We start from the raw sequence: 22,086 nt of genomic DNA, 5'->3' as shown, positions 1-22,086 counted from the left end.
GCTTGGCCGGCTACGCAATCGAATGGCAGGGGCGCAAGGCCAAGACGAAAGACACTCCAGGTTCCGCCGGTAAGCGCGCCATTCTGCGTGACGACGAAAGGCGTCCGTTGGCTGCCCACGAAGCCATCGTGAAGCCTGACGAGTGGTGGCGGCTCCAAGACGTCCTCGATGGCCGAACGCCGGTCGTGCGCCAGAACCGCCGGTCCGTCCCGACGTTGCTGAGCGGTGCAGGCATTCTGTTCTGTGGTGTCTGCGGATCGGTCATGGTGTCGGATGAACGCAACGGGAAGCGCCTGTATCGCTGCAACCGCGCCAGCGCGGGCCTTGTGCCCGGACACGGCGGGCTGGCCATTGACATGGTTTCCGCTGACGATGCGGTGGTCCGTGGCCTCTGGTCTCGACTGGAGTCGTTGGATCCTGCCGTCCCAGCGGATCTGGAATTCCTAGCCGAGGCAGCCCGCCGCTTCGCCGCCCAGCAAGACACCAGCGAGCGTGACGCCGAACTGACAGCCGCACGCGCTGAGTTGGAACACGTCCGGGGTGCTCTGCGCACGCTGTACCAGGACCGCCAAGACGGACTCTACGGGGGCGAGACTGGACGCCGGATGTTCTCTGAGTCCGTGACCCGACTGAGCGCCCATGAGGACCGTACCGCGGCCCGTGTGTCCGAACTGGAAGCGTCCGGGCCCGCAGCCATCGCCATCCCGTCCGAGTGGACGGAGCCGGCCACGGACCCAATCGGTCCGGGGTCGAACTGGGATAGCTGGGAACTACAGGAACGGCGCGAGTTCATCGCACTGTTCGTCGATCAGATCCGTATCTCGAAGTCAATCGGGCGTGGCCGCAATGCCAACACCGCCGAGCGCGTCCAGATTGTTTGGGCCCAGACGCCCGCGACAACGCGCTGATAGAGCCACCACTCGCAGGGGCCTCATGGAGAAAACGAGGAAAGTACCGATTGGGCCCCTGCCCACCTGAAAGACAACCCCGGTCACCTCCGCTTCCTCGAGCGCATCACCCGGTCGTCATCCTGCATCACACGGGACGAGGGGGCACCGCAGACCCCCGTCGGTCAGGGCTCCTTCGTCTCAGACTCCAGGCGCTGTCGGGTCACCAGGCCGTAGACGCCCGGCTCCTCCCTGTCCTTCGTGATGCCGCGGGTGTTCTGGTAGACGAGGACGGCCTGTTCGACCTGCTCGTCGAAGCTTTCGTCGATGTCGCCGGTGTAGATGCCCAACTGGCGCAGCCGGAGCTGGAGTTCGGTGACCTCGGGGTCGTCGTCGCCGACGCGGAGCGTCTTGGGGGCGACGATGCGGCTGTCGTCCGCCTCGTTCGCGCCGGCGGCCGAGGAACCCGTGGAGGCGCCCGCGCTCGGCGCGCTCCGCTCGGGTGTCGGCGACCCGGAGGGCGACGGCGAGCCCGACGGCTCGGAGGGGGACGGGGAGGGCGACGGGTCCTTCGTGGGACTCGGCGAACCCCCGCCGCCGCCGCTCGACGGCGCGGGTGCGGGCACTCCGCCCCCGCCGCCGCCCTCACCGGACGGCTCCACCGGCGAGGCCTCCCCGTCGGGCGAGGTGTCCGGCACGCTCGCCCGCAGGTCGTCCGGCAGCGCGCGGTCCCGCACGGGAGCCTCGTACGAGAAGAGCCCGCTCGCGAATCCCGCGGCGGCCATCACTCCGGCGGCGGCCGTCCCGGCGAGGGCGACCATCAGCCCCGTACGGCGGCGGCGCCGGCCCCGGGGACGCCCCGGCGACGGCGCGGCGGTCGCGGCGGCGGAGGGGAAGGGCGGCGTGGGCGCCGCCTGGGTCGTGGGGCCGGACAGGAACGACCGCCGAACGGCTGACGTGTCCGGTGCGGTCGGGGTGGTCGGGGTGGTTCCGGTGGTCGCGTTCTTCGCCGTGGTCATCGGCATCGCGATCGTCGGCGCCTGGGCGGGGCGGGCGTCGTTGTCGTCGCCCAGCTCCACGTAAGGGCGTATCCGGAGGGGGTCGAAGTCCTCCGCGGCCGCCGCCTCGGCCGTACGGGTCTCGAGCAGGGCCTCGGACGCGCGGCGGCCGCACGCGCAGGACGGCGTGCCGTCCGAGGCCCGGGGCGTGAAGCACTCCGGGCATATGTGACTGGTCGGTTCACTCACGTGTCGTTCCTCCCCGTGAAGTCTCCAGAGTTTAAGCAAAGCGTCGACACAGAATCTCCCAGGCGCCTCAGGAATCACGGGTTCCGGAAAGCTTCGACAGGCCATAACCGGTCACACCGACCACCATGGAACGGACATGGAGGAAGAGGGAGAAGAAGAGGAGACTGAGGGCGCTGTACGAGGTCCTCGGGTCCTCAGGAGGTCTGCATGACCGACGACATCGGTAACGAGCCCGCGCCCCGGCCCGCGCACGACTCCGCGCCCCGGCCCGCGCACGGCCCCACGCCCCGGCCCGCGCACGGCCCCACACCCCCGCCCGGCCCCCGTGGCCACGGCGTCCCCACCTCCGAGCGGGTGCCCGGTGGGGTGATGGTCTCCATCGGTGCCCTGCTGCTGGGGATGCTGCTGGCCGCGCTGGACCAGACGATCGTGTCGACGGCCCTGCCGACGATCGTGAGCGACCTCGGCGGGCTGGAACACCTGTCGTGGGTGGTCACGGCGTACATGCTGGCCGCGACGGCGGCGACCCCGCTGTGGGGGAAGCTGGGCGACCAGTACGGCCGGAAGCGGCTGTTCCAGACGGCGATCGTGATTTTTCTCATCGGCTCGGCGCTCTGCGGAGCGGCCCAGGACATGCCCCAGTTGATCGGGTTCCGCGCGCTGCAGGGCCTCGGCGGCGGCGGACTCATGGTGCTGTCGATGGCGATCGTCGGCGACCTCGTCCCGCCGCGTGAACGCGGCCGCTACCAGGGGCTGTTCGGCGCGGTCTTCGGCGCGACGAGTGTGCTCGGGCCGCTGCTGGGCGGGCTGTTCACCGAGCATCTGAGCTGGCGTTGGGTGTTCTACGTCAACCTGCCCGTCGGAGCGGTCGCGTTGGTCGTCATCGCCGCCGTGCTGCGCATCCCGCGCCGGTCCGAGCGGCATGTCATCGACTACCTCGGGACCTTCCTGATCGCCTCCGTGGCCACCTGTCTGGTCCTGGTCGCCTCCCTCGGCGGCACCACCTGGGACTGGAACTCGCCGCAGATCGTCGGCCTCTGCGTGCTGGCCGTGGTGCTGGTCGCCGTGTTCGTGGCCGTCGAGCGGCGGGCCGCCGAACCCGTCCTGCCGCTCAAGCTGTTCCGCGTCCGCACCTTCACCCTGTCCGCCGTGATCAGTTTCGTCGTCGGGTTCGCGATGTTCGGCGCGATGACCTATCTGCCGACGTTCCTCCAGGTCGTGCACGGCGTCTCGCCGACCATGTCCGGTGTGCACATGCTGCCGATGGTGTTCGGGCTGCTGCTGTCCTCGACCGTCTCCGGGCAGATCGTCAGCCGCACGGGCCGCTGGAAGGTGTTCCCGCTCGCCGGTACGGCCGTCACCACGCTGGGCCTGCTGCTCCTGCACCAACTGGACGCGGACAGCGGCGACGGCGAGATGAGCGCGTACCTCTTCGTCTTCGGCGCCGGGCTCGGCCTCGTCATGCAGGTCCTCGTCCTCATCGTGCAGAACGCCGTCTCCTACGGGGACCTCGGCGTCGCCACCTCCGGCGCGACCTTCTTCCGGTCCATCGGTGCCTCGTTCGGCGTAGCGGTCTTCGGTACGGTCTTCGCCGGGCACCTCGGCGACAAGCTCACCGACGCGCTCGACGGGGCCGCGCTGCCCGCCGGCGTCACGGTGGAGGGGCTGAAGGCCGACCCGCGCGAGATCGCCGACCTCCCGGCCGCGCTGCGCCCGCCCGTCCTCGACGCGTACGCCTCCTCCATCACCGACGTCTTCGTCTACGCGGCCCCGGTCGCCCTCCTCGGCTTCGTCCTCGCCTGGTTCCTGCGCGAGGACCGGCTGCGGGCGTCCGTGACGGCGCCGGACGCCACGGAGACGCTCGCCAGCAACCCGGTCGAGCGGTCGTCGTACGACGAGGTGTGCCGGGCGCTGTCGGTGCTCGGCTCCCGGGAGGGCCGCCGCGAGATCTACCGGAAGATCACCGCACGGGCGGGTTACGACCTGCTGCCCGCGTCGAGCTGGCTGCTGCTGCGGATCCGGCGGTACGGCTGGGCCGAACCCGCGGTGCTCGCGGAACGCAGCACCGTCCCGCTCGACGTGATCATGGCCGCGACCCGGCAGGTCGAGGAGCGTCGTCTCGCCCGTCGCGACGGCATCGATCTCGTCCTCACCGACACCGGCCACCAGGCCGCCGACCGGCTCGCCAAGGCCCGCGAGGACTCCCTCGCCGAACTCCTCGGCGACTGGTGGGGCCCCGACCGTCCCACCGACCTCATCCGCCTCGTCGCGGAACTCAACGCCGAACTGTGCGGCTCCGACGAGGAACGCCCGCACGCCGAAGGGGCGATCACCCGCCGGCCGGCCGTCAGGCCGACCTCCGGCAGGCCACCGGCACCCCCCACGCCTCCTACGGCCCCCACGTCCCCGTCAGTTCCTTCGTGAACCAGTGCTCCGCGAACTCGTGGTCGTTGTGCGGGGCGCTCTCGACGTACCCGAGCCGCGCGTACAGCGCGCGGGCCTCCACCAGGTCGCCCCGGGTGTCGAGCACCACCCGTTCGGCGCCCAGCGCGCGGGCCGCGTCCTCGGCCGCCGTGACGAGCAGCGCCGCGCCGCCCCTGCCGCGGGCCTCGGGCCGTAGGTAGACGCGCTTCAGCTCGGCCGTCGTGGCGTCCGCCAGCCGCACCCCGGCCGTGCCGACCGGCTCGCCCTCGTACCGCGCGACCAGCAGCAGCCCGTTCGGCGGTGCCAGATACTCCCCGGTGTCGGCCGCGACCTCCCGCTCCAGTTCGGCCGGGTCCGTGGCGTGCCCTTCGTGGAGCAGGTACCAGCGGTCGCTGACCTCCGTGTAGTACGCCCGCCAGAGAGCGGCGGCCACGGGGGAGTCGTAGGGCTCGGTAGCCACGGACCAGCGGGTCGTGGTGGGTGTCGTACGGGTCATGGCGGTCATTGTCGGGAGCGGGGAGGGGCGGCCCGCAAACGATTTACGCCGTCGTCGCCCCACGCGTCACGTCGTCGTCCGCGCGCACGCGCTTGCCGTTTGAACGACCGGGTTCGGGCAACCCGGTGCGAAACGGCCCGACGGGGCGAGACGCCCGGGCCGAGGACTCTGGAAGGCATTCATGTCCACAGGATTGATCATCGCTTTGATCGTGATCGTGGCGGTCGTGGTCGTCGTGGCCGCAGTCCTGGCCCTGCGCGCCCGGAGGAGCGCGGGTGGCGGGGGCTCGCTGAAGCGGCGTTTCGGACCGGAGTACGACCGGACCGTGGCCCGCCACGACGGCGACGAGCGGGCCGCCGCCCGGGAACTCGCGGAGCGGGTGAAGCGGCACGGCTCGCTGGAGAAGCGGCCGCTGTCGAGCGCCGAGCGCGAACGGTACGAGTCGCGCTGGGCCGCCGCCCAGGAGCGCTTCGTCGACTCGCCCCGTGAGGCGGTCGCCGAGGCGGACCGGCTGCTCTCCGAGGTGGCCGCGGCCCGTGGCTTCCCGGACGGGAGCCGCTACGAGACCCAGCTGGAGGCGCTCTCCGTCCACCACGCCCACCATGTGCACGGCTACCGCCGGGTGCACCTCGCGGCGCACACCAGCGGCGACACCGCGCAGGGCCGCACGGGGATGGGCGGCGCCGACGGCGTCGCTCCCGGTCCCGGCACCGGCACCGAGGACCTGCGCGAGGCCATGATCGAGGCCCGCGCCCTGTTCGAGGACCTGGTGACACCGAACCGCCGGGACGCGCGGGCGGACCGTGACGCCTCGGCCGGTGCCGCGGGCCACGCCCACCGCGACGGCTCGGCGCGACGCGACGGGCGCGACGGTGCGGCTGCCGACGGCCGCCACCGGTCCCATCTGCCATGGGCGCCGGCCAGGCGCCACGCGAAAGGGAGTTGAGGGGGATGACTGACGACGTGACGAGGCGCGAGGGCATCGGCGAACGCGGTCCGCGTGACACGCGGGAAGCCGACGCGAGGCGGGACGGCACGCGGGCGAGCGGCGTCGCCGGGGGCACCCGCGCGGCGGACGCGACCGGCTCGGCGGGCGGGACCGGCACCGGGGCCCCGCTGGTGGCCGGCCACGACCTCGACGAGGGCGGCACCGGCGGCCGTACCGAGCACAAGACGATGGGCGTCCGCGACGAGCCCGGCCGGGGCCGGGGCGAGAACGCCACCCGGGCTTCCGACGGGACCGGCTCCCGGTCCGCCGGAGCCGCCGGATCATCTCTGCTGCCGCATGACGAGAGCGACAAGCTGACGCTGCGGATGCAGCACGCGGTCGGCGGGTTCGTCGACGGGCCCCGGTCCGCCGTCGAGGAGGCCGACCACGTCCTGGAAGAGGTCACCGCCCGCTTCACCGACGCGATGACCCAGCGGCGCCGTACCCTCCGCTCCTCCTGGGAGACCACGGCCGACGACCGCGCCACCGCCACCGACACCGAACAGCTCCGCCTCGCCCTGCGCGACTACCGCGAGCTGACCGAACGGCTGCTGCGCCTCTGACGGCGACGGCGGCACACGCCGAGACCGCGCCCCGGGTCGTGCCCCGGGGCGCGGTCTCACGTCTGGGGCGGGGGGTGCGCCCGTCCAGGACGTGGTCGGCGCGGATCGGTAGCTGGCGGGTGCCCTCGCCGACGCCCAGCTCCAGGCTGAGGTAGGCCGTGTCCAGCGGCCACTGGGCCGGGGAGTTGGTGAAGTCGATGCCGTAGATCGTGAGCGTGCCGTACTTCTCGATGACGTACGTCGCGTAGCGCGCCTCGAAGGCGGCGTCCTCGCCGATCCGTGACGGGGTGCGCTCCAGCAGGAGGTCGATCCTGGTGATGGCTTCGGCGAGTTGGCTGCTCTGGCTCACCAGGGTGCGGGCGACGAAGGTCGAGCGCTGGGTGAAGAAGTGCAGGATGTGCAGGCAGGCGACGTCCACCAGGGTGTCGTGCAGCCGGGCGGCGTCGTCGGACAGGTCGAAGGTCACCCGGGGGTCCGCGTCGCGCAGCCGTCTGGCCAGTGCCCGGTGACCGAGCTGCACCGCCTGGACGTCGTCCATCTCCAGATCGCCGAGCGCGGCCAGCGTCCGGGCCAGCGCCGTGGCGACGGCCTCCTCCTCGTCGACCGCGATGGGCCGCTCGACCGGGCCGGCCGACCCGACAGCCCGCGCGACCAGCTCCGTGGCGACCTTCTGCAGCTCCCGCTCGCCGAGGATCCGCTTCTCGCCGCGGAAGGACACCAGGCCCGAGACCTTCACCGGCTGCGAGACGAGCCCGGCGCCGCCGCCAGGCTGGGCGAAGAGTTTCCTGACCAGGGGAGCGACCACGCTCGACGCCAGGCGAGCACCCACGGCAGCAGCGTCCACACGCACCCCTTCCCCCGATGCCCCACAGCATAGGGACGCCGGGGGCCGCGGGGGAGCGGGTCGACCGCGCCGGTACCGGGCGGCCGGGCGGCGGGTTCACCCCTCCTGGCGCTGCCGTCCCTCCCGGCGCTCGTGCCACTCGCGTACGACCTCTTCCACGTCGTACGGCTTCAGGCCGAGGGGTGGTCCCGGTGGGGGCTTGAACATCATGTCGCGGATCTTGGCGTTGATCTCGGTGACGATCTTGCGGACGACGCGTTCGGAAGGGGCCTCGGCGGCCGCCGCGAGGGCGTCCTCGGCCTCCTTGCGCAGGGCCAGCGTCGGGGGCAGGACGGACAGGCCCTCGCGGGCCATCTTCCTTTTGATCCACCACAGTTCGTCGTACGTGGTGTCGTCGCCCTCCAGGGGCCGGCCGACGCCGGGGAGGGTCTTGAAGTCACCGCGCGCCTCGGCGTCGCGGATCTGTTTGTCGACGAAGGACTCGAAGCTGACACCGGGGGGCTTGCGCTCGGTCATGCGTCCATTGTGCCGGAGCCCGCACAACAGGACGATCCGGCGATTTATCATGCGGCGGCGGCGCGCCAAACGCGCCGTGCGCAGCGACAATTGGAGTTTGACCCGTTAGGAGCGGTACGTGCTCGAACTCACCATGGCCTCGGTCTCCGAGGCGGACGCCGGGGCGACGGCCGGCATGCAGATGGCCGACGCGCCCAGCGAGCCGGGCGGCGTGCTCCGGGTGGGCCGCGATCGGGCGGTGTGCCGGCTCGCGACACCCGACGACTGGCTCTTCGTCTCCCGGGTGCACCTGGAGTTCCTGTGCGCCCCCGACGGGAGCTGGCAGGTCACCTGGCTGCGCGGCTCGCACGCCGACCCCTCCTCCGAGGTACGGCTGACCCTGCTCGGCCACCAGCCCTCGCCCCTGCCGTACGGCGGCACGGCGAAGCTCCCGCACGGCAGCTCCGGCGAACTCGTCATCCTCGACCGCACGGCCCCCCGCAGTGTCAACGTGGGCTTCTACCACGAGGCCTGAGGGGGGCGCGCTCGCCCGCTCCCGGCGGCGGGGTCAGTCGATCACCCGGGCCAGCGCGAAGCCGTCGTACCCCTTGCTGCCCACGGTCTGGAGCGCGGTGCCGCTCAACTTCGGGTGCGTGGCGATGAGTTCGATGGCGGCCCGGGTGCCGCGGACGTCCGGCTCGGTGCTGTCGGCGTCGGCGACCCGGCCGCCGCGTACGACGTTGTCGACGACGATGACGCTGCCGGTCCGGGTGAGCTTGAGGGCCCACTCCACGTAGTGCGGGTTGTTGGCCTTGTCCGCGTCGATGAAGACCAGGTCGAACGGTTCGGGGTTCTCGTCGGTCAGCTTGGGCAGCGACTCCAGGGCGGGGCCGACCCGTACCTCGACGAGTGCGTCGAGCCCGGCGCGGGCGATGTTGCGGCACGCGACCTCCGCGTGCCGCGCGCTGTACTCCAGGGAGATCAGGCGGCCGTCGGCGGGCAGCGCGCGGGCCAGCCAGATGGTGCTGTAGCCGCCGAGGGTGCCGATCTCCAGGATGCGCCGGGCGCCCTGGATCAGGGCGAGCAGGTGCAGGAACTTGCCCTGGTTGGCGGCGACGTCGATGGCCGGGAGCCCGGCCGCCTCGTTGTCGCGCAGGGCCGCCGCCAGGGCCTCGTCGTTCGGGGCGAGGTGGGTGGAGAAGTAGGCGTCGACGTCGTCCCAGGTCCGTGACTCGCTCATGAAGCTGTGCCTCCCGCGCCTTCCATCAGGGTAATTACTTAGAACGGCTAAGTAGGTGCGCTAATGAATATAGGCGCGGGGCGGGCTCCCTGTCAGCGGTTCCCGGAGGTGTGTCAGCCGTTCGGTGCGGACTTGGGGCCGGCCGGGGCCTCGGGCGCGGCCGGCGGATGGGCCCCGGGCGGCATCGGAGCACCGGGGGGCATCGGTGCTCCCGGCGGCACGGGCGCCCCCGGCGGATAGGCGCCCGGTGCCCCGTGCGGGTACGCGCCCGGCGGCATGTGCGCTCCTGGCGGGTAGGCGCCCGGCGGCATGAAGGCCGCGCCCGGCGGGGGTACGGGCGGCAGTTGCCGCTTGGCGTTGCGCTTGAGCACGATGGCGACCGCCACCGCCTTGATCGCCAGCACGGCCATGCCGATGCCGAAGGACAGCAACCAGCCGGGGATGCCCCAGACGGTCCACATCTCGTCCACGTGGATGACCTCTCGATAGGTGTCGTCGGCCGCGGCCCGCCGCAGCGTGTGGTCGCCGGAGATCCGCTCCGGCCGCGGGAAGTCCTGCTCGACGGCGGTGAGGAAGTCCGTGCCGCCCTCGGTCAGCTCGCCGAGCGCGCCGCCGGGTGCGCCGAGACGGCCGGCGAACGTCACCTCCGGCTCGTCCCCGCCGATCGCCGAACCCGGCTCCATCCGGTGCGCGGCGAGCACGTACAGACCGAGCGCCTGCGGGGTGGCGGCCAGCCGCGACAGCCGCATCGGGTAGACCGGCTCGTCGCTGGCGAAGGTGAGGTGGAGCGGGTCGAGGGTGCCGGAGAGCGGGGCGGAGCCGGCCGTGTCCTCGGGCGCCAGGCGGATCGCCACGTACTCCCACTTCTGCCGGACGTACGGCTCCAGCGCCGTGTCCAGGCGGTCCGGGAGCCGGAAGCCGTTCTCCTCCAGCCAGTCGCCGAGCGCGCCGGAGTCGGTGGCGGTCAGCCGGGCCACGTCGAACGGGCCGAGCCGCTCACGGCCGACGACGCCCACCGAGGACCGAGGGTCCCCGGGCGCGGCGTCCCCCGCCATCCCGTCGCCCTCGAACATGTCGAACGGCCAGTCGTCCGAGCGCGGCCAGAAGTACTCGCGCTTCTCGTACCGGGGTGCGGTCTCCTCGTCGAGCCGGTCGAAGAGGGACGCGTCGCCCAGCTCCACCGTCGCCCGGTTCGGCACCGGCATGATCCACGCGGCCGTCCGGGCGTCACCGGAGACCGTCAGACTCATCACGATCTGTTCCTCGCGCCCGTCCCAGCGCACCACGGACCGCTCACGGCTCACGTACACGCTCCGCCGGTCGTCCGGCACCATCGCGCCGCAACCGCAGGCGTACGCCGGTGCCACGAGTGACGCCAACTGAAGCCCCAGCAGCGCCAGTACCACCACCACGAGCCGTCCGCGTACCCCGCGCTCCCCGCGTGCCCTCCGTACCGGACGCGCGCGCCCCCGTACCGAACCCGTCATCCCCCGTGCCCTTCCCCTGCCCCGCTGACGTGCCGTACCGCTCGGGGCCATGGTTCCAGGTGTTTGTCAGTGGCCTGTCACAGGTGTGCCCGTGATGCGCATCCGTGATCCGCGTCGTGCCCTTGAGCGGGCGGGAGGCCTTCCGCGGACTATCGTCATCCGGACAAAACAGGGGCGACTCTCAGGTGAAGTCCGGGTTGCCCGCGTCTCACCACGGGGGCGGTGCGAGCCTTTCCGGTGGGACGGTCGACGGGGCGGGAGGACGACAGCGCGTGGCGACGGAGCAGAGCAGACCGGGCGGTGCCGTGGGTACGGGTGCGAGGGCGGCGCGGCTGGGGGCCCTGCGGGCCGTGCTGTGGCTGGTCGCCGCCGTCCTGGCGGTGCGCCAGATCGCGGTCGTGCTCCACACGCCGAAGGGCGAGCGGCTGACGGACCTGGAGACCTGGGTCGGGCCCAGCGGCGTCCTCCATGTGAACGGCTCGCTGTACGACTCGACGCGGTTCACCGGCACCCCCTTCGGCGGCCTCGTCCTCAAGCCCCTCACCCGTACGGCCGAACAGGCCCTCGGCTGGGGCTGGACCTTCGGCACCCTCCTGCTGGTCGTCGCCCTCGGCCTGGTCGCCGCCCGCGCCCTGCCCCAGCCCGTCACCCGCCGGACGGCCCTGCTCGCGGCCCCCGTCGCGGTCACGCTGCTGATGCTGTCGCTGCCCGTGCGCAACACGCTCTACCTGGGGCAGACCAGCATCATCCCCGTCCTGCTCGTCCTGGCGGGCTGCTTCGCGGTACGGGGGGAGCGCACCAGCGGCGTCTGCATAGGGCTCGCCGCGGCCTTCCAGCCGACCGTGCTGCTGTTCGTGCCGCTGCTGTGGTTCACCGGTCGCAGGCGGGCCGCCGCGAGCACGGGGATCACGTTCGCCGGGGCCACCGCGCTGGCCTGGGCCGCGATGCCGCACGACTCGTTCACCTACTGGGTGCACCACCTCGCGGGCGTCGGCCTCGGCGGCCGGGCGGACGACCTCGCCAACCAGTCCCTGCACGGCGCGCTGCTCCGGCTCGGCCTCGAAGGCCCGCTGGAGATCGTCGTCTTCTTCGCGCTGGCCGCCGCCGTCGCCGTGCTCGGCATGCGGCGGGCCGTCCACTACGCCCGCGACGGACAGTTGCTGCTGGCCGTCGCGATCACCGGCTGTGTCGTGGTCGCCGTCTCCCCGACGTCCTGGAAGCACCAGCTGCTGTGGGTGCTGCTCGCGGTCGTCGGCCGGGTCGGCACGAAGGCGTCCTCGCGGTACGTGTGGCCGGTCGCGGTCGTTCTGGTGATGACCCTGCCGGCGAAGATGATGGTCCCGAACGTGGACGTCCTGCACCCGGTCCGTGACAACGTCGTCCTGCTGGCCGCGCTCGCCGCCGCCCTCGTCGTGCCGTTCCTGTCCCGCACCTCGGAGTACTACCGGGCGCCGATCCCCACGGAGTACGCCCCGAAGGCGGAGACCCGCTTCAGCTGGGCCCCGCTGCTGCGCCGGGTCGCCACCCGGCCGAACCTGCTCCTGGAACTGCTGCTGATCCGCGTCACGTACGCGGCCTACCAGCGCACCCGGCTGGAGGCCACCGGCAGCCGGGCGACCGCCGAGGAGCACGCCCGGCAGGTCCTCTCCGTCGAGGAGGCCCTGTTCCTCGACGTCGAGCACTGGTTCAACCACGCGGTGGTCGGCGTCGACTGGCTGCGGGACTTCTTCGACTTCTACTACACGTCGTTCCACTTCGTGGTCCCGCTGACCGTCCTCGGCGTGCTCTACTGGCGCCGTCCCGCCGACTACCGCTGGGCGCGCACGGCCATCGGCTTCACCACGGTCCTCGCGCTCGTCGGGTTCTTCTTCTACCCCCTGGCACCGCCGCGGCTGATGCCCGGCCTCGGCATCATCGACACCATCCACGGCGTGCAGGACTTCTCCCGGCCGGACTACGGCAAGCTCACCGAACTCACCAACCAGTACGCGGCGATGCCGTCCCTGCACTTCGGCTGGTCCCTGTGGTGCGGGCTCACGATCGCGATCGTCGCCCCCCGGGTGTGGATGAAGGTCCTCGGCCTGCTGCACCCCTTCTTCACGGTCCTGGCGATCGTCGCGACGGGCAACCACTGGGTCCTGGACGCGGTGGGGGGCGCGGCCGTGGTGGGCGCCGGCTTCGGCCTCACCTATCTCCTGACCGGCCCCCGTACGGACACGGCTCGCCAGGGTGACGGGGAGCCGCGCGACCGCCCCCGGTCGGCCGGCGGACTCAGCCGGGCCGCCCAGCGCGAGAGCGGATGACGGCGGTGGACTCGCTGCGGGAGGCCCTGTGCTGGAGGGGCCCGGCCTCGGTGAACGTGTTCGTCCTCGGGGCCGGCGGGGCGCCCCTGCCGGAGGACGCCTTCCATCTCGCCGGGCTCGTGCCCGACGCCGTGCTGGCGTTCCCGCTGATGGAGCCGCCACCGGCCGTGGCGCGGCTCGGCCTCGTCTCGTACGACCTCGACTTCGAGGACACCTCGCTCGATCTGCACGTCTACGCACGGGCGGTCCTGCGCCGGGTCTGCGAGGGCACGCGGGCCGTCGCCTGGACGGCCTTCGAGGGCGCGTTCCACTACGACGAACTGCTCACCGACCGGGTGGCTCCGCAGGTCTACGGCTATTGCGTGAGCGGCGGCGAGCCGGTCACCGCATGGGACCTCACGGCCTTGCGGAGCGCGGAGTGGCGCTCCCGCGTCGCGGAGGCCCGCGCCGCCGTGGAGGCGCTGCTGTCCGTTCCCCGGGGCTGAACGGGGTTGCACGGGGCTGCACGGGACGGCACGTGACGGCACGGGGACGGGCCGACGGCGCCGGGAGGCCGTCGGCCCGAGCACAGGGGGGGCGGTCAGGTGGTGGTCACCTGGAGGTGCTTCACCCCGTTGATCCAGGCGGAGCGCAGGCGGTCGGGATCGCCGGCCAGGCGGAGGCCCGGCATCGCGTCGGCGATCGCGTTGAAGATCAGGTCGATCTCGAGGACGGCCAGGGATTTCCCGAGGCAGAAGTGCGGGCCTCCGCCGCCGAAGCCGAGGTGGGGGTTGGGGTCGCGGGTGATGTCGAAGGTGTCGGGGTTCTCGAAGACGTCCGGGTCGTGGTTGGCGGAGGCGTAGAAGATGCCGACGCGGTCGCCCTTCCTGATCAGCTTGCCGCCGAGTTCCACGTCCTGGGTGGCGGTGCGCTGGAAGGAGTTGACCGGGGCGGCCCAGCGGACGATCTCCTCGGCGGCCGTCGCCGGGCGCTCGCGCTTGTACAGCTCCCACTGGTCGGGGTGGGTGAGGAAGGCGTGCATGCCGTGGGTGATGGCGTTGCGGGTGGTCTCGTTGCCCGCGACCGCCAGCATCAGCACGAAGAAGCCGAACTCGTCGGAGGCGAGGTTCCCCTCGTCCTCGGCGGCCACCAGGGTGGTGACGATGTCCTTCGCCGGGCACTGCTTGCGGTCGGCGGCCATGTTCATGGCGTAGGCGATGAGTTCCATCGCCGACTGCTGGCCGACCTCCTCGGTGATGGCGTACTCCGGGTCGTCGTAGGAGATCATCCGGTTCGACCACTCGAAGATCCGGATGCGGTCCTCCTGCGGGATGCCGATCAGCTCGGCGATGGCCTGGAGGGGGAGTTCGCAGGCGACCTCGGTGACGAAGTCGAAGGGGCCGGGGCGGTCGGCGGCCTCCCGGGCGATGGTGACGGCACGATGGCGCAGGTTGTCCTCCAGCGCGCGGATCGCCCTGGGGGTGAACACGCGCTGCACGATCTGGCGGACCCGGGTGTGCTCCGGCGGGTCCATGTTCAGCAGGATCAGCCGCTGGGCGTCGATGGCGTCGCGCTCGATGTGCTCGTTGAAGCGGATGATCGCGGTGTTGACCGTGGAGGAGAACAACTCGGGGTGCGTGGAGACGTACTTGACGTCCGCGTGCCGGGTGACGGCCCAGTAGCCCTCGTCCGCGAAGCCCGCGACGCCGGGTGCCTGCGGGATCCAGTGGACCGGTTCCGTGCGGCGCAGTTCGGCGAACTCCGGGAGGGGGACACGGTGGTGCAGCAGGTCGGGGTCGGTGAAGTCGAACCCGTCGGGCAGCGCTGGACAGGGCATCGGCAACTCCTGACGGAGCATCAGATAGAGGGAATTGCGGTGACGGTAGTAACGGGTTCTAGAAGTAGCAAGGGGTGCGGGGTCCTCAATCGGCTTCCAATTGCCGCACGCCCCTTGCGGTGCCGGAGTGCCCCTCCGCAGACTGCTCAAGAGAACTAGAACGCGTACTAGTTCTGCGTGGCGGGCCGGGCCGGGACGCCCCGCGCCGCGCGGGTAACCGTCGAGAGGATTCCCATGGCCGCGGAACCCGTGATCGTCGAAGCCGTACGCACCCCCATCGGCAGGCGCGGCGGCGCGCTCGCCAACCTGCACCCCGCCTATCTGCTGGGCGAGACCTACCGTGAACTCCTCGGCCGCACCGGCATCCCCGCCGACTGCGTCGAGCAGATCGTCGGCGGCACGGTGACCCACGCCGGCGAACAGTCCATGAACCCCGCGCGCACGGCCTGGTTGACCATGGGCCTGCCGTACGAGACGGCCGCGACCACCGTCGACTGTCAGTGCGGCTCCTCGCAGCAGGCCTCGCACATGGTGGCCAACATGGTCGCCGCCGGTGTCATCGACGTCGGGATCAGCTGCGGGGTCGAGGCCATGTCCCGGGTGCCGCTCGGGTCGGGGTCCAAGCACGGGCCGGGCAAACCGTTCCCTGAGGAGTGGAACGTCGACCTGCCGAACCAGTTCGAGGCCGCGGAACGGATCGCCCGACACCGGGGGCTCACCCGGGAGGACGTGGACGCGCTGGGCCTGCTCTCCCAGGAGCGGGCCGCCGCCGCGTGGGCGGAGGAGCGGTTCAAGAAGGAGACGTTCGCCGTCCAGGTCCCGACGACCGAGGCCGAACAGGGCGCCGGGCAGGGCATGTGGCGGCTCGTCGACCACGACGAGGGGCTGCGCGACACCTCCATGGAGGCACTGGCCCGGCTGAAGCCGATCATGCCGACGGCCGTCCACACGGCGGGCAACTCCTCCCAGATCAGCGACGGCGCGGCGGCGATCATGTGGGCGTCGAAGCGGATGGCGCGGGCGCTGAAGCTGCGGCCGAGGGCACGGATCGTCGCCCAGGCGCTCGTCGGCTCCGACCCGCACTTCCACCTCGACGGGCCGATCGACGCCACCAAGGCCGTGCTGGGCAAGGCCGGGATGACACTGCGGGACATCGACCTGGTCGAGATCAACGAGGCCTTCGCGTCGGTGGTGTTGAGCTGGGCGCGGGTCTTCGACCAGGACCTGGCGAAGGTGAACGTCAACGGCGGTGCCATCGCCCTCGGGCACCCCGTGGGCGCGACCGGGGCGCGGCTCATCACGACCGCGCTGCACGAGCTGGAGCGTACGGACAAGGAGTTCGCGCTGGTGACGATGTGCGCGGGCGGCGGGCTGGCGACCGGGACGATCATCCAGCGGCTCTGACGGGCGGGGAGGAGAAAGAAGGGGAGGGCAAGAGGGGGAGGGGAAGAGGGCCCTGCTGGTCGTCCCGCGACCAGCAGGGCCCTCCCTGCGGCGGCAAGTCCCCCGTGCCGCCGTTCCTCCCCCGTGGCGGCAGGTTCCCCCGTGCCGCCGTGCTCCCCCGTGGCGGTCGGTCGTGCCGCCCGCTCCCCCGGTGTGCGCGGCCCCCGTACCGCCCACACCACTGATTTCACCGGGTCGCGCATTGTCAGGCAGGGGGGTCGAGGCTGCCAAACAATGGCCGGACGCGATCTCTCCGCTTGGGCGGCCGGATGCGTACGTTGGTGGCGGACGGTGTGGGTGCGGTGGGAGGGGAACAGCGCGGTGGCGGGTCGTCGTGAGGTGCCGGTCGATCCGGGGGCCGGGCCGGTGCAACGGTTCGCGTTCGAGTTGCGCAAACTGCGGACCGAGGCGGGCGGCCTCACCTACCGGGCGATGGCCGAGCGGGCGGGCTACTCGATCACCACCCTCTCCCAGGCCGCGGGCGGCGAGCAGTTGCCCACCCTGCCGGTGACCCTGGCCTTCGTACGGGCCTGCGGGGGCGATCCGGCGGAGTGGGAGGCACGGTGGCACCAGGCCGTCGAGGAGGCCGCCGCCTTCGACCCGGACGGCGACGAGACGGCCGCGGAGCCGCCGTACCGCGGTCTCGCCCGGTTCGAGACCGGTGACAGCGGCCTCTTCTTCGGCCGGGACCGCCTCACCGCCGACCTCGTGGACCTGATGCGCCGCCGACGGTTCGCGGCGGTCTTCGGCCCCTCCGGCATCGGCAAGTCCTCCCTCCTGCGCGCCGGCCTGATCCCCGTCCTGAGACAGTCCGAGGAGCCGGACCTGCGCCCGTCCGCGATCCGCATCCTGACCCCCGGCGACCAACTGGCCCGCACCCATGAGCTGCTGCGGGAGGCGTGCGACGGGGGAGGGGACACGGGCGGCGACGGTGACACGCTCGTCGTCGTCGACCAGTTCGAGGAGGTGTTCACCCTCTGCCACGACGTCGCCGAACGCGCGCGGTTCATCGACCTGTTGCTCACCGCACGCGAACCGGACAGCGGACTACGGGTGTTGTTGGCCGTGCGCGCGGACTTCTACGGCCGGTGCGCCGAGCACCGCGCGCTCGCCGAGGCGCTCGGCGACGCCAACCTGCTGGCCGGGCCCATGAGTCCGGCCGAGCTGCGCGAAGTCGTCGTCAAGCCGGCCGCGGCCGCCGGACTGACAGTGGAGCGGGCGCTGACCACCCGGCTGGTCGAGGAGATCACCGACGCGCCCGGCGGACTGCCGCTGCTGTCGCACGTCCTGCTGGAGACCTGGCGGCGCCGCCGGGGCAAGACCCTCACCCTCGCCGGGTACGAGGCGGCCGGAGGCCTGGACGGGGCGATCGCCAAGACCGCCGAGGACGTCCACGGCCGGTTCACCGAGAGCGAGGCGGCCACCGCCCGCCGGGTGCTGCTGCGGCTCATCTCGCCCGGTGACGGCACGCCCGACACCCGCCGGCCCGCCGAACGCGCCGAGCTGGAGACCACCGGCACCGGACGGGAGGAGGTCGCCCGGGTCCTGGAGGCGCTCACCCGGGCCCGCCTCCTCACCCTCGACGGCACGACCGTCGACCTCGCCCACGAGGCGCTGATCACCGCCTGGCCCCGGCTGCGCGGCTGGATCGAGGAGGACCGGGACCGGCTGCGCGCCCACCGGCAACTGACCGAGGCCGCCCGCTCCTGGGAGGAGCTGGGCCGCGACGCGGGCGCGCTGTACCGGGGGAGCCGGCTCGCCACGGCGCGGGAGCACTTCGCGGGGCCGGGCCACTCCGACGACCTGACCGACCAGGAGGCCGCCTTCCTCGCGGCCGGACTCGACGCGCTGGAGCAGGAGGAGCGCGCCAAGGCCCGCACCACCCGCCGGCTGCGCGTCCTCGTCACCTCCCTGGCCTGCCTCCTCGCCCTCGCCCTGACCGCCACCACCGTCGCCTACTGGCAGCGCCAGAGCGCCCTGGACGCCCAACGCGAGGGTCTCTCCCGCCAGTTGGCGGCACAGTCCGCCGCCCTGCTGGACAGCGACACCGACCTCGCGTCGCTGCTCGCCATCAAGGCGTACCGCACCAGCCCCACCCGCGAGGCCACCCGGAGCCTGTACGCCGCCGCGGCCGTCCCCCTCGAACGCCGGCTGACCGGGCACACCGGGACCGTGTCCGCGCTGGTCTACAGCCCCGACGGGAAGACCCTCGCCAGCGGCGGCTTCGACGGCACGGTCCGGTTGTGGGACCCCGCGACCGGACGTACTCGGAAGGTGCTCGCCGGCCGGGCGGACGCGGAGGACCCCGATCTCGTCCGCACCGTGGCCTTCGCCCCGGACGGCAGGACCCTCGCCACGAGCCACGGCGACGACGCGCGACTGTGGGACCTGGACACCGGACGCGTACGGGCCACGGTCGCCCTCCGGAAACCCGACGACGACAACATGGCGGCGGTCGGCTTCGACCGCGCCGGCCGCGCGCTCGCCGTGGCCGAGGGCGGGCAGGTGCTGAACGTCGCCGACGGCCGGGTCGTGACCACCCTGAAGGGCCCCACCGGGCTGGAGATGGCGGTCGCGTTCAGCCCCGACGGACGCACGCTCGCCACCAGCACCCGGGACCACACCGCCCAACTCTGGGACCTGGCCACCGGGAAGGTGCTCTCCACCGTCAAGAGCGGTACCGGAGTGGTGAGTTCACTGGCCTTCGACACCGCGGGGAAGACCCTCGCGACGGGCACCGAGGACGGCACCGTCCATCTGTGGGACGTGGCCGACGGCAGGCAGCGGACCACCCTCACCAGCGCCAGCAGCAGGGTCGAGTCCATGGCGTTCGCCCCGGACGGCAGGACCCTGGCCGCCGGCAGCTACGACGGCACGGTACGCCTCTGGGACCTCGCCACCGGCCGGGCCGACACCACCCTCACCGGGCACACCAGCCCCGTCATGTCGGTGGCGTTCGCCCCGGACGGGGGCGGACTGGTCGCGGGCAACGAGGCCGACACCTTCGGAGGCGGCGGCGACGTCGCGATCCGGCTGTGGAAGGTGGGCACGAACCGGCCCCGGGCGACGCTGGACGTTCCGGGCGGCGACATGCAGTCGATGTCCTTCAGCCCGGACGGCGACACCCTGGCCACCAGCAGCGTCACGAGGACCGAGGACCCCAGGGACATGCGCAGCACGGTCAGGCTCTGGGACACGGGCACCCGCCGTACGCGCGCCGTGCTCGACGACGGGCCGAACCGCGTCGGGGAGGTCGTCTTCAGCCCCGACGGCCGGACGCTCGCCCTCACCTCCGACATCCGGGCCCAGCTGTGGGACGTCCGAACCCGCCGACCGCGGATCACCCTCCCCGATTACTTCGTCAACGCGATGGTCTTCAGTCCGGACGGCCGCACGCTGGTGACGGTGGGCGACGGCCTCCATCTCTACGACGCCCGCACCGGGCGGCCCCGCGCCCAACTCCCCAAGGCCGAGGAGAACTCGGCGCTGGCGTTCAGCCCCACGGGCGAGCTCTTCGCCACCAGCGGGGGCCAGAAGGCGGAGATCCGGCTGCGCGATCCCGACACCGGACGCGTCCGCCGCACGCTCAGGGAACCGGTCGGCAGCGCCACGCCCGAGGGGGCGCGCGACGATCCGCTCCTGATGTTCCGGCAGGTGGAGTCGATGGCCTTCAGCCCGGACGGCCGCACCCTCGCCTCCGCCGAGGCCGACGGCACGGTACGGCTGTGGGACACCGGCACCGGAGACCTCGACGCCACGCTCACCGTCAGTCTCACGCAGGGTCCGGTCGAGCTCGCGTTCAGCCCCGACGGCCGGACGCTCGCCACGGCCGGGGACGGCGCGGTACGGCTGTGGGACACCGCCACCAGGTACGTCCGGGAGACCCTCCCCGGCGGTGACGCGGCGAGGCTCGCGTTCAGCCCCGACGGCCGCACCCTGGCGGTCGGTGACCACGGTGACCGTCTCCGTCTGTGGGACGTCGACCTGCCCCTTCCCACCGACGCGATCGCCGACCTCTGCCGAGCCGTCCACCGGGACCTCACCCAGCAGGAGAGGGCGCTGTATCTGCCGGACCAGGAGTCGGGCGGAGCGTGCGGGTAGGGCCCGGAACGGGACGAGGACGGCGAAGGCGGCGGTCGGCCCGGCGACGCGACGAAGACGGCGGCCCCGGGGATCGGGGGCCGCCGCCTTCGGTCCGTGTCGGCGCTCGGTCGCGCCGGTGGTGCCGCTCGTGCCGGATCAGTACCAGTTGTTGGCCTGCCAGAAGTTCCACGCGCCACAGGGGCTGCCGTAGCGGTCCTTCATGTAGTCCACGCCCCACTCGATCTGGGTGGCCGCGTTGGTCTTCCAGTCGGAGCCGGCGGAGGCCATCTTGGAGCCGGGGAGCGCCTGGACCAGGCCGTAGGCGCCGGAGGACGCGTTCGTCGCGTTGACGTCCCAGTCGCTCTCGTGGTCGACGATGTTGGAGAAGCACTTGTACTGCGCCGAGTCCCCGATCATCTTCTTCGCGACAGCCTGGGCCTGAGAGGCCTCCGACGCGGCCTGGGCGGGCGCGGCGGCGAGTACGGCACCGGTGGCGGCGACGGCCAGGGTGGCACCGGCGAGGGCCTTCTTCGGGGAGGCGATGCGGCGGAGAACGGAGAGGGTCACGGGGATCCTTTGCTTCGGGGACATGGTCGTCGCGGGCATGCCGTCACCACGTGAGGTGGTGGGGGGCGTACGTCGGCGCCGAGGCCCGGGTGGGCTCGTCGGCGCCGTTGCGACTCATCCAGAGAAACAGCCGGAGCGACCGTCCGCAATGACCCCTTTTGCTAGTTGTAGTCGTATCCGAGAGAGAGGCCCGTTCTGTGACGTGGCTCTCAAAGCCCAGGTCGGCGCGGGTAGGACCGTGGGCATGCCAAGCGTTTCGATCTACGAGCCCGGTTCGTATGTGATGTGGGTCCTGTGGGGTGGTTCACGGCTCACGCGACGGACGGTGAGCACGGCCCGGTCGGAGAGTCACCGGGTCGGCGGGGTGAACGTGACCGCGGTCTCGAAGGCGGCCCTGCGGGTGGCCCGGCGCAGCGCCTTGAGGACCGGGGTGCCGACGGTGAGGGTCAGGACGACGGTGACGACCGCGCGGCCCAGGTCCCAGCCGAGGGACGTGGCCAGGCAGTACGCGAGGAAACGCGCGAGGTTGGCGGCCGGGGCCGCGTCCGCCTCGTAGGCGATGCTCGTGGCGAGGGAGTCGATGAAGGGCCAGCCGTAGAGGTTCATGACCGTGCCGTACGCGAACGCGGCGACGAAGCCGTAACCGGCGAGCAGGGCGAGTTCGGCGCGGCCGCGCAGACGGTGGGCGCCCGGCAGCAGCCCCGCGCCCATCGCGAACCAGCCCATCGTCAGCATCTGGAACGGCATCCACGGGCCCACACCCCCCGTGAGCAGCGCGGACGAGAACATCGTCACCGCGCCGAGGGCGAAGCCGAAGCCCGGACCGAGCACCCGGCCGCTGAGCACCATCAGGAAGAACATCGGCTCGATCCCGGCGGTGCCGGCCCCGATGGGGCGCAGTGCCGCGCCGACCGCCGCGAGCACCCCGAGCATCGCCACCGCCTTCGCGCCGAGCCCCGCCTCGGAGAGCGTCGCGCCGACGACCCCGACCAGCAGCACGAGCAGCCCGGCGAACAGCCAGGGCGCGTCCTGCGCGTGCGCGGTCACCTGCGAACCGGGATCCGCGAAGAAGGGCCAGCCGAAGGCCGCGGCACCGATGACGCTGACGAGGAGGAGGGCGGCGACGGTGCGCGGGGAGAGGGGGACGGGACGGGGGCGGCGGAAGGGCGGGGGGCTGCCGTTCACGGGTGCTCCTCCCGGGGT

17 protein-coding genes and 2 pseudogenes are annotated in these 22,086 nt (G+C 72.3%); 10 read left to right on the top strand and 9 right to left on the bottom strand.

Features of this window, described 5'->3' with window-relative positions:
- Positions 1 to 2: 2 nt before the first annotated feature.
- Positions 3 to 908 carry a recombinase zinc ribbon domain-containing protein gene (locus L3078_RS13880; RefSeq protein ID WP_239753885.1) on the top strand — a complete coding sequence of 302 codons (906 nt, stop codon included), beginning with the start codon at positions 3 to 5 and terminating at the stop codon, positions 906 to 908.
- A gap of 24 nt (positions 909 to 932) precedes the next feature.
- Positions 933 to 1,124 (top strand): annotated as a pseudogene (locus L3078_RS45040) (DUF7848 domain-containing protein); the annotation flags it as partial.
- On the opposite strand, the gene L3078_RS13875 reads toward L3078_RS45040, so the two are convergent.
- Positions 1,073 to 2,134, bottom strand: a complete 1,062-nt coding sequence (locus L3078_RS13875) for a peptidoglycan-binding domain-containing protein (protein WP_239753884.1) — start codon at positions 2,132 to 2,134, stop codon at positions 1,073 to 1,075. The pseudogene L3078_RS45040 and the gene L3078_RS13875 overlap by 52 nt on opposite strands.
- Before the next feature lie 207 nt (positions 2,135 to 2,341).
- Here L3078_RS13875 and L3078_RS13870 point away from each other — a divergent pair, with 207 nt between their 5' ends.
- Complete coding sequence (locus L3078_RS13870) at positions 2,342 to 4,558, top strand: MDR family MFS transporter (protein WP_420864057.1); 2,217 nt, start codon at positions 2,342 to 2,344, stop codon at positions 4,556 to 4,558.
- Here the strand turns inward: L3078_RS13870 and L3078_RS13865 are convergent.
- Positions 4,524 to 5,054 (bottom strand): GNAT family N-acetyltransferase, encoded by a 531-nt coding sequence (locus tag L3078_RS13865; RefSeq protein WP_239753882.1) that lies wholly within the window; start codon positions 5,052 to 5,054, stop codon positions 4,524 to 4,526. The two genes, L3078_RS13870 and L3078_RS13865, sit on opposite strands and share 35 nt — an antisense overlap.
- Before the next feature lie 181 nt (positions 5,055 to 5,235).
- On the opposite strand from L3078_RS13865, the gene L3078_RS13860 reads away from it, so the two are divergent.
- Positions 5,236 to 6,000 carry a hypothetical protein gene (locus L3078_RS13860; RefSeq protein WP_239753880.1) on the top strand — a complete coding sequence of 255 codons (765 nt, stop codon included), beginning with the start codon at positions 5,236 to 5,238 and terminating at the stop codon, positions 5,998 to 6,000.
- Positions 6,001 to 6,005: 5 nt separating this feature from the next.
- Complete coding sequence (locus L3078_RS13855) at positions 6,006 to 6,605, top strand: hypothetical protein (protein WP_239753878.1); 600 nt, start codon at positions 6,006 to 6,008, stop codon at positions 6,603 to 6,605.
- Between the two features lie 304 nt (positions 6,606 to 6,909).
- Here L3078_RS13855 and L3078_RS44935 read toward each other — a convergent pair.
- Both L3078_RS44935 and L3078_RS13845 read right to left on the bottom strand, forming a co-directional pair.
- Positions 6,910 to 7,434 (bottom strand): annotated as a pseudogene (locus L3078_RS44935) (NACHT N-terminal Helical domain 1-containing protein); the annotation flags it as partial.
- Between the two features lie 111 nt (positions 7,435 to 7,545).
- Complete coding sequence (locus L3078_RS13845; RefSeq protein WP_239753875.1) at positions 7,546 to 7,965, bottom strand: DnaJ family domain-containing protein; 420 nt, start codon at positions 7,963 to 7,965, stop codon at positions 7,546 to 7,548.
- A gap of 118 nt (positions 7,966 to 8,083) precedes the next feature.
- Between L3078_RS13845 and L3078_RS13840 the strand changes: the two genes are divergently transcribed.
- Complete coding sequence (locus tag L3078_RS13840; protein WP_045557963.1) at positions 8,084 to 8,479, top strand: FHA domain-containing protein; 396 nt, start codon at positions 8,084 to 8,086, stop codon at positions 8,477 to 8,479.
- 33 nt (positions 8,480 to 8,512) lie between these two features.
- Here L3078_RS13840 and L3078_RS13835 read toward each other — a convergent pair whose 3' ends face one another.
- Both L3078_RS13835 and L3078_RS13830 read right to left on the bottom strand, forming a co-directional pair.
- Positions 8,513 to 9,184: an O-methyltransferase gene (locus L3078_RS13835; RefSeq protein WP_239753873.1), complete on the bottom strand. Its 672-nt coding sequence runs from the start codon at positions 9,182 to 9,184 to the stop codon at positions 8,513 to 8,515.
- A 113-nt stretch (positions 9,185 to 9,297) separates the two neighbouring features.
- On the bottom strand, positions 9,298 to 10,596 hold the full coding sequence (locus L3078_RS13830; protein WP_338059493.1) for a DUF2330 domain-containing protein: 1,299 nt from the start codon (positions 10,594 to 10,596) through the stop codon (positions 9,298 to 9,300).
- 347 nt (positions 10,597 to 10,943) lie between these two features.
- Between L3078_RS13830 and L3078_RS13825 the strand changes: the two genes are divergently transcribed.
- The gene (locus L3078_RS13825) at positions 10,944 to 12,974 is read left to right on the top strand and encodes a bifunctional glycosyltransferase 87/phosphatase PAP2 family protein (RefSeq protein WP_239753869.1); all 2,031 of its coding nucleotides are present in this window, start codon (positions 10,944 to 10,946) and stop codon (positions 12,972 to 12,974) included.
- On the top strand, positions 12,971 to 13,459 hold the full coding sequence (locus L3078_RS13820) for a hypothetical protein (RefSeq protein ID WP_239753868.1): 489 nt from the start codon (positions 12,971 to 12,973) through the stop codon (positions 13,457 to 13,459). Before L3078_RS13825 ends, L3078_RS13820 begins: the two co-directional genes overlap by 4 nt.
- Before the next feature lie 95 nt (positions 13,460 to 13,554).
- Here the strand turns inward: L3078_RS13820 and L3078_RS13815 are convergent, their stop codons facing one another.
- Entirely contained in the window at positions 13,555 to 14,790 is a 1,236-nt protein-coding gene (locus tag L3078_RS13815) for a cytochrome P450 (RefSeq protein ID WP_239753867.1), read from the bottom strand.
- Positions 14,791 to 15,024: 234 nt separating this feature from the next.
- On the opposite strand from L3078_RS13815, the gene L3078_RS13810 reads away from it, so the two are divergent.
- Both L3078_RS13810 and L3078_RS13805 read left to right on the top strand, forming a co-directional pair.
- On the top strand, positions 15,025 to 16,194 hold the full coding sequence (locus L3078_RS13810) for a steroid 3-ketoacyl-CoA thiolase (RefSeq protein WP_239753866.1): 1,170 nt from the start codon (positions 15,025 to 15,027) through the stop codon (positions 16,192 to 16,194).
- 360 nt (positions 16,195 to 16,554) lie between these two features.
- Positions 16,555 to 20,334, top strand: coding sequence for an nSTAND1 domain-containing NTPase (locus tag L3078_RS13805; protein ID WP_239753865.1), 3,780 nt, complete (start codon positions 16,555 to 16,557; stop codon positions 20,332 to 20,334).
- A gap of 138 nt (positions 20,335 to 20,472) precedes the next feature.
- On the opposite strand, the gene L3078_RS13800 is transcribed toward L3078_RS13805, so the two are convergent.
- Both L3078_RS13800 and L3078_RS13795 read right to left on the bottom strand, forming a co-directional pair.
- A complete protein-coding gene (locus L3078_RS13800) occupies positions 20,473 to 20,907 on the bottom strand; it encodes an aggregation-promoting factor C-terminal-like domain-containing protein (RefSeq protein WP_239760306.1) in 435 nt (144 codons plus the stop codon).
- Between the two features lie 324 nt (positions 20,908 to 21,231).
- The gene (locus tag L3078_RS13795) at positions 21,232 to 22,068 is read right to left on the bottom strand and encodes an ECF transporter S component (protein ID WP_239753864.1); all 837 of its coding nucleotides are present in this window, start codon (positions 22,066 to 22,068) and stop codon (positions 21,232 to 21,234) included.
- Between the last annotated feature and the right edge of the window lie 18 nt (positions 22,069 to 22,086).

This window comes from Streptomyces deccanensis, from assembly GCF_022385335.1.
Taxonomy (GTDB): Bacteria; Actinomycetota; Actinomycetes; order Streptomycetales; family Streptomycetaceae; genus Streptomyces; species Streptomyces deccanensis.
The sequence above is the reverse complement of the archived record's forward strand: the minus strand, read 5'-3'. Positions and strand labels throughout refer to the sequence as shown.

Coding starts and splice junctions, on each gene's coding strand:
- L3078_RS13865 (WP_239753882.1), bottom strand. CDS start 5,054: ATGACCCGTACGACACCCACCACGACCCGCTGGTCCGTGGCTACCGAG.
- L3078_RS13815 (WP_239753867.1), bottom strand. CDS start 14,790: ATGCCCTGTCCAGCGCTGCCCGACGGGTTCGACTTCACCGACCCCGAC.
- L3078_RS13820 (WP_239753868.1), top strand. CDS start 12,971: ATGACGGCGGTGGACTCGCTGCGGGAGGCCCTGTGCTGGAGGGGCCCG.
- L3078_RS13855 (WP_239753878.1), top strand. CDS start 6,006: ATGACTGACGACGTGACGAGGCGCGAGGGCATCGGCGAACGCGGTCCG.
- L3078_RS13870 (WP_420864057.1), top strand. CDS start 2,342: ATGACCGACGACATCGGTAACGAGCCCGCGCCCCGGCCCGCGCACGAC.
- L3078_RS13800 (WP_239760306.1), bottom strand. CDS start 20,907: ATGTCCCCGAAGCAAAGGATCCCCGTGACCCTCTCCGTTCTCCGCCGC.
- L3078_RS13810 (WP_239753866.1), top strand. CDS start 15,025: ATGGCCGCGGAACCCGTGATCGTCGAAGCCGTACGCACCCCCATCGGC.
- L3078_RS13835 (WP_239753873.1), bottom strand. CDS start 9,184: ATGAGCGAGTCACGGACCTGGGACGACGTCGACGCCTACTTCTCCACC.
- L3078_RS13845 (WP_239753875.1), bottom strand. CDS start 7,965: ATGACCGAGCGCAAGCCCCCCGGTGTCAGCTTCGAGTCCTTCGTCGAC.
- L3078_RS13860 (WP_239753880.1), top strand. CDS start 5,236: ATGTCCACAGGATTGATCATCGCTTTGATCGTGATCGTGGCGGTCGTG.